We start from the raw sequence: 15,463 nt of genomic DNA, 5'->3' as shown, positions 1-15,463 counted from the left end.
AAACAGTTATACAAGTCATGTAATCTGTGATTTACAACAAGACGGTGAGTTTTTTGGTTTTAATTTAGGCAAAAAAAGAAATTCTCTACCAACCGTTATCACTCTACTTATGACTTTGTAAAAACACAGTTTGTTATTGTCGCAATTTGTTTTAAAAAATGTATTTCAAATTTTGATCAGAATCAATCAAAACAAGCCGACATCAATCTAATTGATTTCATTAAAAAATCCAAGCAACTTATCAATATCTTTGCATTTGTGCAAAATGACTTGTTGTTTGATCAGTTTTCACTTAAAATTTGTCCCCTTGTATAACCCCAGTGGCGTTCGTTTTAAGCTCGGTATATCCCTTTATCGACACGACGACACGGGCATGTTGGAGTACATTATGTACGCAGTAATCCAAAGCGGTGGTAAACAGCACCGTGTTGTTGAGGGTGAAACCCTTAAAGTAGAATTGTTGAAAGCAGAAACTGGTTCAACTATTACGTTTGATGACGTATTGATGGTTGTTAACGGTGACAGCATTCAAATCGGTGCTCCAGTAGTAGCTGGCGCAAAAGTAACTGCAGAAGTAGTTGGCCATGGTCGTCACGACAAAATCCGCATCATCAAAATGCGTCGTCGTAAACACTACCGTAAGCAACAAGGTCACCGTCAATGGTTTACCGAGTTGAAAATTACTGGTATCGCAGGCTAACTCAGGAGTAAATAGACATGGCAACTAAAAAAGCCGGTGGATCGACGAAGAACGGTCGTGATTCGAATCCTAAGATGTTAGGTGTTAAAGTTTACGGTGGTCAAACTGTAACTGCTGGTAACATCATCGTTCGTCAACGTGGTACAGAATTCCACGCTGGTGCAAATGTTGGTATGGGTCGTGACCATACTTTATTTGCTACTGCTGACGGCGTAGTAAAATTTGAAGTGAAAGGTCAATTTGGCCGTCGCTATGTAACTGTTGAAGCTTAAGCTTTAATGGTTCAAAAAAAACCCGCTTTTAGCGGGTTTTTTATTGCTCTTCATTTTGAAATAGATCATTAGTTCAGTACTTGCCAAACACACCCATTTTTAAGTCTTCATAGGCTTGTAGAATTTCTTCATAACTATTCATTACGAAAAAACCATGCCCATTAACAGGTTCCTGTAAAGGTGGAGCAGATAGAAATAAGATGTCGCAATTTTCTAAAGCGGTGATTGAAACATCGGTCTCAAAACTAGACATCATCGCGATGGCTTGTTCCTCTAAAAGGTCTTCATCTTCAGCAAATTGCGCCTTACCGCGACGTAAATAAACTAATGTTGTATCTCCATGAGCTGCTGGCAGAATAATTTGATGTCCTTTATTTAAATGAACATCAAACACATTCATTGGACTAAAGGTTTGAGCAATACCTTGAATATTTTCAAATTGCCCTGCAACAATACGCACATAACCAGCATCGTGTTCTAATAATATTTTTGGAATCGTATTATTCGATAAGCTTTGATAGCGAGGGCGTGACATTTTATCTTTAGCGGGTAAATTGACCCATAATTGCACCATTTCAAAATAGCCGCCTTGCTCTCTGAACTCTGGGCTGAAATGTTCAATATGCTGTACTCCAGAGGCAGCTGTCATCCACTGCACATCACCTTGTTTAATAATCCCCCTATGCCCAATTGAATCTTGATGCTCTAATTCCCCAGCAAAAACGAAGGTCACGGTTTCAAAACCACGATGAGGGTGTTCGTGGACACCTTTTTTATTACTTTTAGGTTCTAAAATACCAGGGCCAAGATGATCTAAGAGTAAAAAAGGTGAAGTAGTATTACCTAACTCTTGATAGGAAAATACGGAAAGAGCAGGATAAAAGTCACCGATGGCAAAGCGGGTATCATTACGGTGAATAAAGGCAAGGCTTTTCATTCGTTTTACTTCTAAATGGGGCTTATAGTAGACTAACAAAATCTAATTTTTCGTCTAGCATGCTGTTGATAAACAGTTTCTTATTTTAGACACAATCATTAAAAATGTACGCTTCTTTAATCTTTATCGCTAAGCACTTTTATTATTACAATTTCTACATAAAGGCTGTAACTTCATACATAATGCAGAACTTTGCGACACGAATTAAACAAAACCAATGCTTTTCTTCATTTTTTAAATGATCAAAAACAGTAAGATGTCGTCATAACAGTAAAAATCTGATAGAAGGTTCATTTTATGAATTTCGTAAAAAAAATCGCTTATGCAACAACTTTAAGTGTAGCTACACTTGCTCCTGTTGTGAGTAGTCAGGTATTTGCTGCACCCGTGGCTGCATCGACTCAGCAGGCGACGAATAGTTTGGTTCAACAACTCTCTGGCTTACAAAGATTCACAGCAGATTTTGAACAAAGTACCAAAGTAGCTGCGAGTAATAAAGCAGTTCAGAAAAAAGGTTTAACTGCACAACATATGAACCAGACTTTTAAAGGTTCAATGAAAGTTGAACGACCTGGAAAGTTTTATTGGGAAACCACAAGTCCTGCTAAACAAACGATTGTGACTACAGGTAAAGTAGTCTGGATTTATGATCCTGATCTTCAACAAGCAGTACGTCAAAGTTTGGATGATCAAATTGCGAATACCCCAGCGCTTTTACTGTCTGGGAATACCAATCAGATTATGCAATCTTATCGCGTAACGCAGCCTGATCGTAGTAAGCTTTATTATACTTTGTATCCAAAACAAGAGGATGGAGCATTCCAAAGTTTAACGATTAGTTTTGGTGCAAATAAGGCACCTAACTTAATGGTCTTGCAAGATTCTTTAGGTCAAACAACGAATGTTCGCTTTACTAATGTAAAAGTTAATCCAACTATTCCTGCATCAGTATTTAATTTCACGCCACCGAAAGGTACGGATATTATTGATCAGTAATTCTTTACCTATTCAAAAAGCCGCACATGTTGCGGCTTTTCTGTGAAAGTTGGATACATTTCTTAATTTCATCTCAGGACAAGGCTTTGTATAGTGAAGAAAAACATCAGAGACTTGCATGACGATGACTTCTTCACAATTATCAAAAATTATTCCGCTTCTTCCTATCCTGACAGTTATTGCATTAACAGGTTGCCAACCTAAAAAAGATACAACTAATGAAAAGGACAAAGTATACATTCCGTTGATCCAAGCCAAAGTCGTTGCAGTCAAAATACCCAAACAAAAAGTCTGTTTGGAGGATGGTTGTACCCAATATGACTTACAAACGGTGGAAACCAATCAAAAATGGATTGATGATTATTTTCTCAATCGTATGAAAAAAGCAGAGCCAAATGCATTTTCTAATCTTGCTGATCAAAAAGTAAAAGTGCCTGCTGATCAACCATCGCTTAGTGAAAGCAGCACCTATGTGCGTTTCGTGGGGCAGAATTATAATTTAGCGACTTTCGCAATTCAGACTTATTCATATTCAGCTGGTGCTGCGCATGGTATGTCACATCAAGAATTTGTAAATTTTAATTTGTCGAATAAGAAACATATTACTGTTGCAGAGTTATTGAAACCTGAAATGAATCAAAAACTTCGTGATGAGTTATATGCAGCTAATCAAAACTGGTTAGATGGTCACCAAATTAAGAAAGATCAATTGCAAGTCAGTGATAATTTTTATTATGGAGTAAATGGTATTGTATTTGTTTATCCTCTATATGAGTTAGCTTCATATGCAGAAGGGATGAGTGAGTTAACTTTACCATATTATTCAGCCAAAAAATTTATCAAGGCTGAATATTTACCAAGCTTACCTAAAGAGCCAAATTAGTTGTTAGTCAGCATCTAAACATTGTTTATAGATGCTGATAGTTTATTGCCAATCGCTGTATTTTTTTAGGTTAAAGCCTTACACTATAGCCAGTTTTTTCTCTATTCATGATTGATTATGATCGACCCAAAATTACTCAGAAATAATATTGAAGCAGTCAATGCTGCTTTAGCAAAACGTGGTATTCAGCTTAATGCACAAGAGTGGGCTGATTTAGAAGTTCGCCGTAAAGATTTACAATCCAAAGCTGAAAATTTACAGGCTGAACGTAACGCTGGTGCAAAACAAGTTGGTCAAATCAAAAAGTCGGGCGGAGATGCATCTGAAATTATGGCACGTATGGCTGCCATTGGAGATGAAATCAAAGCTGCTGAAGTTGCGCTTGCTGAGTTGCAAACTGAACTAGAGCAAAAATCACTGGCGATTCCAAACTTACCTGATGAATCTGTTCCAGAAGGTAAAGATGAAAGTGATAACTTAGAAATCTTAAAGTGGGGCACACCACGTCAATTTGATTTTGAAATCAAAGATCATACCGATCTTGGCGAGTGGATGGGCGGTCTTGAGTTTGAAACAGCAACTAAATTAACAGGTTCACGTTTCAGCGTACTTAAAGGTCCTTTGGCACGTCTACAACGTGCGTTGACCCAGTTTATGTTAGATACACATACGCTTAAAAATGGTTATACCGAAGCGTATGTACCTTATTTGGTCAATGCGGATAGCTTGCGTGGTACAGGTCAATTACCAAAGTTTGAAGAAGATTTATTCAAGCTCCAAGGTGAAAAAGAATATTACCTGATTCCAACTGCTGAAGTGCCAGTCACCAACTTTGTGCGTGATGAAATTTTAGATGCAGATCGTTTGCCACTGAAATATGCAGCACATACTCCATGTTTCCGTAGTGAAGCTGGCTCTTATGGTCGTGATACGCGTGGTTTGATTCGTCAACATCAGTTCGATAAGGTCGAAATGGTGCAAATTTCAAAACCAGAGCACTCAATGCAGGCACTTGAAGACCTAACTGCACATGCAGAGGGCATTTTGCAAGCACTTGGTTTGCCATATCGTAAGATTTTGCTCTGTGGTGGTGATATGGGCTTCGGTGCAGTCAAAACTTATGACTTAGAAGTATGGGTGCCAAGCCAAAATACCTATCGTGAAATCTCAAGTTGCTCAAACATGGGCGATTTCCAAGCACGACGTATGAAAGCACGCTACCGCGTAGATCAGAAGAAGATCGAATTAGTGCATACGTTGAATGGTTCAGGTTTAGCTGTAGGTCGTACTTTGCTTGCAGTGATGGAAAACTATCAACGTGCTGATGGTTCAATCGAAATTCCAGAAGTTTTACGTCCATATATGGGCGGTATTAGCTACATCGACTAAAATGCATCGAATTTGTGCATAGTTTTTGCTTTAACTCAATCAGATCTAAAAAATATAGAGGCGTATCGTGGAAATTTTCCCAATCTCTTTAAAGTTGCAGCAGCAACGTTGTCTGATTGTGGGTGGTGGGCATATTGCCTACCGCAAAGCAAACTTGTTAGTCAAAGCTGGTGCGATTATTGATGTGATTGCACCAGAGATTGAGCCTGATTTGCAACAATTAGTTGAGAAGTCACTGGGGCAATATATCCAAGCGCCTTTTTCTGTAAATATTTTAGCAACGCCATATCGCTTAGTGATTGCAGCGACAGATCAGCCTGATGTGAATAAAGCTGTCTTTGAGCAATGTGAGATACGTAATCTTCTCGTCAATAGCGTGGATGATATTCCAAATTGTCGTTTTATGGTGCCTGCAATTATTGATCGGTCACCACTCGTTATTTCTGTGGCTTCAAATGGAGCTTCACCTGTTTTATCACGTCAAATTCGTACACAGTTAGAAAGTTCTATTCCACATGGTATGGGTAAATTAGCTGAGTTTTCTGGTCAATGGCGTAAACAGGTGAAAGAAAAAATTGCGAATCCAGATGAGCGTCGTATTTTTTGGGAAAACTTATACGCAAGCCCACTAAAAGAACAAGTCTTTAATGACAATCTTGAGGTAGCAAATAATTTAATTGAACAAGCCTTAACAGAATGGACTGCACCGAAAGGTGAAGTCTATTTAGTGGGTGCGGGTCCCGGTGATCCAGAGTTGCTGACTTTAAAAGCATTACGCTTGATGCAACAAGCTGATGTGGTGATTTATGATCGTTTGGTCTCTGCACCAATCTTAGAATTGTGTCGTCGTGATGCTGAAAAGATTTATGTCGGTAAAGCACGTTCTAATCATTCAGTCCCACAAGATGGTATTAATGCTTTGTTGGTTGAATATGCGCAAAAGGGTAAGCGTGTTTGCCGCTTAAAAGGTGGTGATCCATTTATTTTTGGGCGTGGTGGCGAAGAGATTCAAGAATTAGTTGAAGCTGATGTTACATTTCAAGTTGTGCCAGGTATTACAGCTGCGTCTGGGTGTTCTGCTTATGCAGGTATTCCACTCACGCATCGTGATTACGCGCAAAGCGTACGTTTTTTAACAGGACACCTTAAAGAAGGATCACCAGAACTTCCTTGGAAAGAGCTAGTCTATGAAAACCAAACTTTGGTGTTATACATGGGCTTAGTCGGTTTAGAACGCATTTGTGAGCAACTGATTGCTCATGGTCAGCGTCCAAATATGCCAGTTGCGCTTATTTCCAAAGGTACCACGCCAGATCAAAATGTGGTTGTTGGAACTTTAGCGGATATAGCGACCAAAGTATCTGAGCATCATATCGTAGCACCGACTTTAACCATTATTGGTGAAGTGGTCAGTCTGCGTGAACAGTTAAAATGGCAATAAAATTCCATTATGGCGTTGTCATCATTCCAGATCTATTTAATAAATAGATTTGGAGAATTTAAATAGTAGAGAAAATTTGTGATTCATGTTGTCCTATACGAACCAGAAATACCTGCAAACACAGGTAATATTATTCGTTTGTGTGCCAATACAGGTGCTCAATTGCATTTAGTGAGACCTTTAGGTTTTGAACTAGACGATAAGAAATTGAAGCGAGCAGGTTTGGATTACCACGAATGGGCAAGAATGCAAATTTGGGATAATATCGAACTCTGTCTTGCCGATTTAAAAACCAAAGGTGTTGAGCATGTTTTTCCACTGACTACTAAAGGTACAGCGACACCGCACACCGTTGATCTTAATCGTCCTGTCGCTTTGCTGATGGGACCTGAAACAAGGGGTTTGCCTGAGCAAGTCCGTCTCATGTTTCCGCAAGAACAATGGATTCGTTTGCCGATGGCTGAGAACTCAAGAAGCTTAAACCTTTCTAATGCGACTGCGGTAATCGTCTATGAAGCTTGGAGACAACAGGGTTTTAAACAACTTTAATTCCTTTGGTTAGAGATCACCATACGGACTTGCAACAACTAAGGTATAACCATTCAGATCTTTAAACCAAATCTCTCGATGGTGTGCGTTAGAGTTGTATTTTGGTCCTTCTAAAATTTCGATTTGATGAGTTTGTAATTTTTGAACAATCTCATCAATCTAAGTGCTTTCAAATCGCAATAAAACCCCATTTTCAATCAGCCGTTTGGGGTCACCGATATATGACTGGTCATGAGCTTGCCATTGGTGCAGTTGTAACACCACACGCTGCTCAAACAACAATTGTTCATATTCTCTGCCACCATGTCCGCTTTCTAAACCAAGTATTGTTTGATACCACTGACTGGTTTTTTCGACATCAGCTACTGCAATTAAAGGCTGTGGATACATACACACCTCACTGAATGATTAGAATTATTGTTCTTGTATTGCATCAAAACGTTGCTGTGCATAAATGACTTGTTCAATATTACTTTCTGCCCAGTCTTTTAATTGATATGCCATTTTTGCGACTTCTAAGCCGAGTGGGGTTAATGAGTAATCAACACGAATGGGTGCAGTATCTTGTACTTGTCTTGTAATAAATCCATCTCGTTCTAACATTTTTAGTTTTTGTGAAAGCACTTTTGGGGAAATACCCTGAATACTTTTTTTGAGTAAATTAAAATGCTGAGTTTCTTTTGCAAGTATATTGATGATCAACAAAACCCATTTATCTGCAATTTTTTCAAAAAATAATCGAGCAGGGCAATGTTGTTGATAAATATTATATTTTAATGCCTGATTCATGTTTTTAACTCTCGATTTATTCATTTAGCACACCTAGTTACCTATTGGTAACTAATTGACACCTAGTTTCTAAAATATATCATTAAATCGAACTTTTTAAAAAATTTTGGATCATCTCATGACAAAAATTGCAGTGGTTTATTTCTCTGGTTATGGTCACACCAAAGTAATTGCACAAACTTTTGCACAACCGATTGATGCTACATTAATTGAAATCGATCAGAACGGTGAAATTACAGAGCAAGACTGGCAAACGTTAAATGATGCCCAAGCGATTGTATTTGGTGCACCTACATATATGGGAACAGCACCTTGGCAATTTAAGAAATTTGCTGATGCTTCCTCAAAGGTATGGTTCACGCGTGGTTGGCAAGATAAAGTTTTTGCAGGTTTTACAAACAGTGCGAGTTTAAATGGTGATAAACAAGTGACATTAATTCAATTACAAACCTTAGCTTCTCAGCATGGTGGTATTTGGGTGAGTTTAGGTTTACTTCCAGCCAATACCAAAGCTGCAAAACGCGAAGATGTGAATAATTTAGGCGGTTCTGTTGGTTTACTGGTTCAATCACCTTCTGATGCGAGTGTAGATGAGATTCCAACAGGGGACTTAGAAACAGCGAAGCTGTATGCGGAACGTGTTAAATCAATTGTTGAAAAACTGCACAGCTAAGTTTTTGAGTTAATAAAAAGGCGCATTTAGCGCCTTTTTAGATTTAGATGATTTTATTCGTGTTCATTGTGTTGAGGGGCATTATATTTAAAGCCTTTGGTTTTATAGCCTAAATATAAAACACCAAACATTGCCCACCATAAACCATATTTCAGCGCGGTCTCTTCAATTTCTAACCACATTGCAAAAACGCTCAGAAAGCCTAGCAATGGAATAATAACAAAGTTGAAGATATCTTTGATATTTTTGGTTCGACCATCACGCAGTGCATAGCGAGAAATTACTGAGAGATTTACAAAAGTAAATGCAATCAAAGCACCAAAGCTGATCATTGAAATCACAATATCCAAACTCATGCGTCCAGCAGCTAAGGCGACAATACCGACAATGATAATGTTATAAGAAGGGGTGAAGTTCTTTGGGCTAATATGACCAAAGATTTTCTTATTAATGACACCATCTCGTCCCATTACATACATTAAACGAGATACGCCGGCATGAGCCGAAATACCAGATGCCATGACAGTCACAATTGCAAACGCTAAAACGTAAGACTGGAACAGCGAACCACCCACCAATAATAAAATATCTGGCTGTGTTGCAGCGACATCTTGGAAATAGCTCTTTGGATCATTAGGGAAATAGATTTGCATAAAGTAGGTGCTGATAATAAAAATTACACCTGCGAATAATGCTGTCAAGAAAATCGCTTTTGGTAAGGTCTTTTCAGTATCTTTGGTTTCTTCTGCAAGAGAGCTTAGAGAATCAAAACCTGTAAATGAAAAGCACAGTAAAGTCGCACCTGTAATTAACGCACCAATAGAGGTTAGCTCATTCCAGAACGGTTGTAAGCTCCAAAGTTGATAGCGTGTTTCTGCAGTAATTAGGCCTTCAGCATTATAGCCCATTTGTAATTTGCTATAGACTAAGTACGTAAACACCCCAATGACAATCAGTTGCACTAAAACAATCAGACTATTAAAGTTTGCAACAAAACGAGCGCCACGTAAATTGATACCAGTCATAAAGGCTGTTAATACAATTACCCAAATCCAATGATTTACATTTGGAAATAAGGCTTCAAGATAAATTCCTGCCAAGATAATATTTACCATTGGCGATAGTAAATAATCAAGCCAAGAAGACCAGCCCACCATAAAGCCAACATTGGGATGGATTGATTTTTGTGCGTACGTATAAGCCGATCCTGAAGATGGATAGCGGCGAATCATATGCCCATAGCTTAGCGATGTAAACAAAATCGCAATCAATGCCACAATATAAGAGGTTGGAACATGATGATGGCTTTCTTCTGATACCAGACCGAAAGTGTCAAACAAGGTCATCGGTTGAATATAGGCCAAGCCAATAATGATAATGTGCCAGAGACCAAGCGTTTTTTGTAGTTTAGCTACCGATGGAGTCCCAGAAGTATTTGTCAACGGCGTTATCCTCATAATCGTTGATCAAGGATCAGCTATGGTTTAAGGATCATTTGAGACGAAAATGATCCCTGCTACAGAAAATAGAAGTGCGCCAATTTATCGTAGTTTGTTATAAATTGTCAGTACTTTTATGCTTGTTTTAGCAATTTTTTTGCCAAATAGGTAGACAAATAGATGAATAAAGATTCATTCAAAATATAAAAGCCCCGATAACAGATTGATATCGGGGCTTGATACATTAAATTATTTATTTAACTTAATGAATTACCATGCTTTTTGCAAAATTGCACGAAGATCTTCTAAATTTGCTTCTTTTGGATTGTAGATGATTGAGCCATCATTTAATGCTTTTTCAGCAACTTCATCTAACTGAGCTTCAGTCACTTTACCTGTTTCACGTAAAGTACGAGGAAGTTTAGTCAGCGTGAATAAACGATCACGCATGGTTAAGATCGTTGCAATGGCTTTATCTGCACGTAAGTTTGCAGGCGTTTGTGCATAAATATCTGCACCAGCAAGTGGCAATAATAATTCACCAATCTTGGCGCCATTGACTTCTTTGTTGTATTCAAGCACATATGGCAAGAATAAGTTCATGCAAAGACCATGGGGTAGGTGAGCAACAGCACCTAAGGCATGACCGAGTGAGTGTACCAAGCCCACCATTGAGTTCGAGAATGCAATCCCAGCCATTGTTGATGCTTGAGCAAGTTCTAAGCGACCTTGGGCATCACTTGGGTTGTCTAAAACTTTAAATAAGTTTTCACTAATTTTCTTGATACCCGCGCTTGCATAAGCATCGCTTAAAGGATTCGCTGCTAAGCAGGTATAAGCTTCAACACAGTGAGTTAGTGCATCCATACCTGTCATTGCGGTTAGGTGTGGTGGCAATGTTTGTGTCATGCGCGGATCAAGAATTGCAGCATGTGGCATGAGGTAGTAAGAAGCAAATGCAAGTTTGACATTTTTTTGCGTATCAGAAACGACAGCAACCATTGTTGCTTCAGAACCTGTACCAGAGGTTGTCGGAATGACAAAGAATGGCTTTAATGGTTTTGGTAGGTTATGCGCACCTGAGTATTGCAATAAATCATCGCCACCTTCTGAAACTAAAATATTAGTTGCTTTCGATGTATCAATAACCGAACCACCACCAATCGCAATAATCGCATCACATTTTTTTTCGCGATATAGTTGTGCTGCTGCGCGTACCACTTCCAAGCTTGAATCGGGTGGAACATCATCAAAAATTGCACCAATTACAGCATCTGTGGTGCTAAAAGCAGCTTCAATTGGGCTGAGTAGACCATTTGCACGTACGCCTTTATCGGTAATGATCATTGGGCGTTTTGCGCCTAGAGTCGCAAGTTCAAAAGGGATGTGCTCTAACGCGGCGTTACCAGCAATTACTTTTACAGGACAGAAAAATTCGTAATAAGGCTTAGCCATGTTATGCGCTCCGTTTGAAGTATGATTGTGCGACTTTGAGGTAGATATTTTTTGCGCCAGTGAATTTTTCTTTGAATGTTAATTCAGCTGGATAGCGTTTCACAGCAAGTGAGGCAATCAATTTAGGTAGAATTAACGCTTCCATTTTATTTAAACAACGCACTAAGCGAATGGCGCTTGAAACATCACCATCCGCAATCATACGGTCATTGGCAAATGCTTGAGCGGTACTTTCTTGGAAAGAAAATACCAGAAAAGCATGAGTTAAATGTTTGAAGGTAATTGTTAAATCAGGTTTGCCTTTATAGTTGGATAAAAGCTCTAATTGTTTTTCTTCGGTCACTCGTGCAATAAATGCAGGACCATTTGGGAAAACATTCATTGAAAGTACAAAGCCAACTGGAAATTTAGAGACTTCCTGTTGTACTTCTTCATCCACTTGGCTTGCCATTACTAAACCACGACCGACGACATCCATCATGAGTTTTACGTAGGCAAATTGCAAAGTGGGCTTCACTGCTTTGGTCGAAATCACTCGCGTATCCCTTGTTAAAATTATGCAAAAGCAAATTTAGAGTAATTACTCTAATTTATTTCTTTGGAATTTAAAAGTAGTTTATTCAGATTTGACTACAAGGTCATGAAAGAAATTCGTATTTTGTAAATAGCTAATAAAATCATGACAAAGTTGCTCAAAGCTTGGGTAATCTTCAAGCAGGTCTTGCAAGCGTACCATTTCTAAACCTGCGTATCCACAAGGATTAATGGTTTGAAAACCACTTAGGTCACAATCAATATTTAAGGCTAAACCGTGGTAACTACGACCACGGCGAATTTTAAAACCTAAAGATCCAATTTTACGACCATCAACATACACACCTGGTGCATCAGGCTTAGCGTAAGCCTCGATATTGTATTGTTTGAGTAGATCGATCATGACCTGCTCAGCAAAGCTGACTAATGTACGGACATGCCATTTTAGACGGTTTAGATCAATCAAAAAATATGCGACCAGTTGACCCTTACCATGCCAAGTGACCTGTCCCCCGCGATCAGTATGGACAACTGGAAGGTTACTGTGCGTAAGGATATGTTCAACTTTACCTGCTTGCCCTTGAGTCAAAACATCTTGATGTTGTAATAACCAAACTTCATCGGGTGTGGTTTCATCGCGATTGGTTGTGAAGTCTTTCATTGCTTCAAAACGAGCTGTGTAGTCTTGTAGATCATTGAAACAACGAACGATTAAGGAGGGTTTAGAACTCATTTTTAACGCCTTGCTTTACATGTTCAAGTATTTCTGCACAGTTTGATTCGTATCCAGCAATAGGAAGGTTATGAATAAACTTAGCCCATTTTATAAATATTATTGGGTCGCCTGAATTTGATATTTTTATAGAATTTTCACCTAAGATAGATAGCGTTTCGCTATAACATAAATTTTGATGAAATTGCATACTGAAAGAACCAGCATAGAAGCAAGCAAAACTCCATATTAAAATGATGAAAACAATTAGGATTAGCTTCATGTATTATTGATTTAGTATTTGAAATGAAATTTTATGAGTGGGCGTACTATTGTACGCCCTTAATCTTTTAAAGCGCCGTCTTAATTAAAGGGCAGGCTGCAAGATCAGCATATAGCGCATGAACTTGTTCCAATTCTTCGAAGCGTAATTGTGCGGTCAAAGAATGGTATTTACCTGTACGTGAAGGTTGTATCTTTACTGTACCACCATCGAATTCAGGGAAGTGCTTCTGCAAAATATCAACAACAGCCACTCGAAGTTCATCCCCAGCATCACCAATCAATTTGATTGGATAGTCCATTGGGAAAACCCAAAGATGTTCTTGTAATTCACGAGAAGGAGTGCGGTCTAACATGAGCAACCTCTTAATTTGAAACGCCTGCATCAGTGCAGGCGCTTATGATCTAATAACTAGATGGGGATGGAATGTTTAATTTCAAGTTTTGAACGGTGGCTCTCACCATCACTCAAAACTTCCCATCAATTAGTCATTTTCCAAGAATGAACGTAAGTGTTCAGAGCGAGAAGGGTGGCGAAGTTTACGTAACGCTTTCGCTTCAATCTGACGGATACGTTCACGTGTTACGTCAAACTGTTTACCCACTTCTTCTAAAGTATGGTCGGTTGGCATATCGATACCAAAACGCATTTTTAACACTTTAGCTTCACGTTCTGTTAAATTTTCAAGCACTTCACGAGTCGCTTCTTTTAAACCTTCTGAGGTCGCAGCGTCGACTGGAGATGTGATGTTTGAGTCCTCAATGAAGTCACCAAGATGTGAATCTTCATCATCACCGATCGGTGTTTCCATCGAAATCGGTTCTTTTGCGATTTTAAGTACTTTACGAACTTTAACCTCGTCCATTTCAAGACGTTCACCTAATTCTTCAGGTGTCGGTTCACGCCCCATTTCTTGAAGAAGTTGACGTGATACACGATTGATCTTGTTAATCGTTTCAATCATGTGGACTGGAATACGAATAGTACGCGCTTGATCGGCAATCGAACGTGTAATCGCCTGACGAATCCACCAAGTTGCATAGGTCGAGAATTTATAACCACGACGATATTCAAACTTGTCTACAGCCTTCATCAAACCAATGTTACCTTCTTGAATTAAATCAAGGAATTGTAAGCCACGGTTGGTATATTTCTTCGCAATTGAAATAACCAAACGTAAGTTTGCTTCAACCATTTCTTTCTTGGCACGACGTGCTTTTGCTTCACCAACTGCCATACGCTTAGAGATATCTTTGATATCTTTTACGTTCAAACCAAGGTCTTTCTCAATATCGGCAATCTTCTGTTGGAATGCCAATACGTCAGGACGCACTTTTTCTAAATGTGCTTTGGTTTCAGCAGGGGCTTTCGCGATTTGTTCATCTAACCAAGCTGGATTTGACTCTTGTTCAGGGAAAGTTGTACGGAATTGATTACGATCCATACGACCACGACGCACTGCATAACGCATGATTTCACGTTCATTGGTACGAATTTGTTCATGTGTGCCGCGAATCATTTCTGAAATGATGTCAAATAAACGTGGTGTGAATTTAAACATCATAAAGACAGCAGCTAAAGCTTCTAGTGCAGCTTTTGCTTCGTCACTATTACGACCATGTTTTGCTACAATTGCTTTTGTATCATTCCAAGCAGCTTCTAGTTCAGAAAAACGAACTTTAGCAATTTCAGGGTCAGGTCCAGATTCACCTTCAGAATCATCATCACCTTCAGATTCTTCGTCTTCGTCATCATCATCAAGTTTTACATCTTTTGTCGCAGGTGAAGCACTTTCAGCTTCTTCAAGTTCTGCTTCTTCTTCCAGTACTTCTGGAATGTCATCATCAGTTTCTGGGTCTAAGTAGCCAGAAAGAATATCGGCAAGACGACGCTCACCTGTTAAAAAGTCATTATATTCTTGTAAAACGACTTCAACAGCATTTGGCCAATAAGCAATTGAATGTAAAACGTCACGAATACCTTCTTCGATACGTTTTGCAATGCTAATTTCGCCTTCACGTGTTAAAAGTTCAACTGTCCCCATTTCACGCATGTACATACGTACAGGGTCAGTGGTACGACCAGGCTCACTTTCAACCGATGCTAATACGGCAGCAGCTTCTTCTTCAGCGACTTCGTCTGCAGCTTCAGTAGATTCACCAAACATGGTGTCATCAGTTTCTGGTGCACGTTCATGCACTGGAATACCAACGTCTTGAAGCATCTGGATGATGTCTTCAATCTGCTCACTTTCCGTAATTGAGTCTGGTAGATGATCGTTAACCTCAGCGTAAGTTAAGTAACCTTGTTCTTTGCCTCGGCTAATCAGAGCCGCTACTTGCGAAGTAGGGGAATTCATATCGCTCATCTTTGCTTACTCTTTTGTTGAATCTGTGGCGGTGAAAAACCGT

At 39.1% G+C, this 15,463-nt stretch carries 17 protein-coding genes and 1 pseudogene; 8 read left to right on the top strand and 10 right to left on the bottom strand.

Annotated features, from left to right (window positions below):
• The first annotated feature begins 388 nt into the window (after positions 1-388).
• Positions 389-700, top strand: a complete 312-nt coding sequence (gene rplU, locus O1449_RS11200) for a 50S ribosomal protein L21 (protein ID WP_004664501.1) — start codon at positions 389-391, stop codon at positions 698-700.
• Positions 701-717: 17 nt separating this feature from the next.
• On the top strand, positions 718-972 hold the full coding sequence (gene rpmA, locus O1449_RS11195; protein ID WP_004640422.1) for a 50S ribosomal protein L27: 255 nt from the start codon (positions 718-720) through the stop codon (positions 970-972).
• Positions 973-1,045: 73 nt separating this feature from the next.
• Here the strand turns inward: rpmA and O1449_RS11190 are convergent, their stop codons facing one another.
• On the bottom strand, positions 1,046-1,909 hold the full coding sequence (locus O1449_RS11190) for a pirin family protein (protein WP_269238347.1): 864 nt from the start codon (positions 1,907-1,909) through the stop codon (positions 1,046-1,048).
• A gap of 297 nt (positions 1,910-2,206) precedes the next feature.
• Between O1449_RS11190 and lolA the strand changes: the two genes are divergently transcribed.
• The 5 genes from lolA (at position 2,207) to O1449_RS11165 (ending at position 7,167) form a co-directional block, all read left to right on the top strand.
• Positions 2,207-2,905, top strand: a complete 699-nt coding sequence (lolA, locus tag O1449_RS11185; protein ID WP_004664497.1) for an outer membrane lipoprotein chaperone LolA — start codon at positions 2,207-2,209, stop codon at positions 2,903-2,905.
• 118 nt (positions 2,906-3,023) lie between these two features.
• Positions 3,024-3,788 (top strand): RsiV family protein, encoded by a 765-nt coding sequence (locus tag O1449_RS11180; RefSeq protein ID WP_269238346.1) that lies wholly within the window; start codon positions 3,024-3,026, stop codon positions 3,786-3,788.
• Positions 3,789-3,905: 117 nt separating this feature from the next.
• Positions 3,906-5,177 carry a serine--tRNA ligase gene (serS, locus tag O1449_RS11175; RefSeq protein ID WP_269228496.1) on the top strand — a complete coding sequence of 424 codons (1,272 nt, stop codon included), beginning with the start codon at positions 3,906-3,908 and terminating at the stop codon, positions 5,175-5,177.
• 67 nt (positions 5,178-5,244) lie between these two features.
• Positions 5,245-6,618: a siroheme synthase CysG gene (gene cysG, locus O1449_RS11170; protein WP_241307165.1), complete on the top strand. Its 1,374-nt coding sequence runs from the start codon at positions 5,245-5,247 to the stop codon at positions 6,616-6,618.
• A 78-nt stretch (positions 6,619-6,696) separates the two neighbouring features.
• Positions 6,697-7,167: a tRNA (cytidine(34)-2'-O)-methyltransferase gene (locus tag O1449_RS11165; protein WP_004664488.1), complete on the top strand. Its 471-nt coding sequence runs from the start codon at positions 6,697-6,699 to the stop codon at positions 7,165-7,167.
• Positions 7,168-7,176: 9 nt separating this feature from the next.
• On the opposite strand, the pseudogene O1449_RS11160 reads toward O1449_RS11165, so the two are convergent.
• Positions 7,177-7,557 (bottom strand): annotated as a pseudogene (locus O1449_RS11160) (VOC family protein).
• Between the two features lie 24 nt (positions 7,558-7,581).
• A complete protein-coding gene (locus O1449_RS11155) occupies positions 7,582-7,956 on the bottom strand; it encodes a winged helix-turn-helix transcriptional regulator (protein WP_269230465.1) in 375 nt (124 codons plus the stop codon).
• Between the two features lie 118 nt (positions 7,957-8,074).
• Between O1449_RS11155 and O1449_RS11150 the strand changes: the two genes are divergently transcribed.
• On the top strand, positions 8,075-8,629 hold the full coding sequence (locus O1449_RS11150) for a flavodoxin family protein (RefSeq protein WP_004664484.1): 555 nt from the start codon (positions 8,075-8,077) through the stop codon (positions 8,627-8,629).
• 53 nt (positions 8,630-8,682) lie between these two features.
• Here O1449_RS11150 and O1449_RS11145 read toward each other — a convergent pair whose 3' ends face one another.
• From O1449_RS11145 to rpoD, 7 genes are all read right to left on the bottom strand, one after another.
• Complete coding sequence (locus tag O1449_RS11145; RefSeq protein ID WP_269238345.1) at positions 8,683-10,086, bottom strand: APC family permease; 1,404 nt, start codon at positions 10,084-10,086, stop codon at positions 8,683-8,685.
• Between the two features lie 252 nt (positions 10,087-10,338).
• The gene (locus tag O1449_RS11140; RefSeq protein ID WP_269238344.1) at positions 10,339-11,523 is read right to left on the bottom strand and encodes an iron-containing alcohol dehydrogenase; all 1,185 of its coding nucleotides are present in this window, start codon (positions 11,521-11,523) and stop codon (positions 10,339-10,341) included.
• A gap of 1 nt (position 11,524) precedes the next feature.
• Positions 11,525-12,058 carry a hypothetical protein gene (locus tag O1449_RS11135; RefSeq protein ID WP_269228493.1) on the bottom strand — a complete coding sequence of 178 codons (534 nt, stop codon included), beginning with the start codon at positions 12,056-12,058 and terminating at the stop codon, positions 11,525-11,527.
• An 81-nt stretch (positions 12,059-12,139) separates the two neighbouring features.
• Positions 12,140-12,790, bottom strand: coding sequence for a lipoyl(octanoyl) transferase LipB (gene lipB, locus O1449_RS11130; RefSeq protein ID WP_269238343.1), 651 nt, complete (start codon positions 12,788-12,790; stop codon positions 12,140-12,142).
• Positions 12,780-12,980 carry a hypothetical protein gene (locus O1449_RS11125; RefSeq protein ID WP_241337145.1) on the bottom strand — a complete coding sequence of 67 codons (201 nt, stop codon included), beginning with the start codon at positions 12,978-12,980 and terminating at the stop codon, positions 12,780-12,782. Before O1449_RS11125 ends, lipB begins: the two co-directional genes overlap by 11 nt.
• Positions 12,981-13,119: 139 nt before the next feature.
• Complete coding sequence (locus O1449_RS11120) at positions 13,120-13,407, bottom strand: YbeD family protein (RefSeq protein WP_269238342.1); 288 nt, start codon at positions 13,405-13,407, stop codon at positions 13,120-13,122.
• Positions 13,408-13,536: 129 nt separating this feature from the next.
• On the bottom strand, positions 13,537-15,420 hold the full coding sequence (gene rpoD, locus O1449_RS11115) for an RNA polymerase sigma factor RpoD (protein WP_004664471.1): 1,884 nt from the start codon (positions 15,418-15,420) through the stop codon (positions 13,537-13,539).
• Positions 15,421-15,463 lie beyond the last annotated feature (43 nt).

Origin of the sequence: Acinetobacter sp. TR3 (genome assembly GCF_027105055.1) — a bacterium.
GTDB lineage: Bacteria > Pseudomonadota > Gammaproteobacteria > Pseudomonadales > Moraxellaceae > Acinetobacter.
The sequence above is the reverse complement of the archived record's forward strand: the minus strand, read 5'-3'. Positions and strand labels throughout refer to the sequence as shown.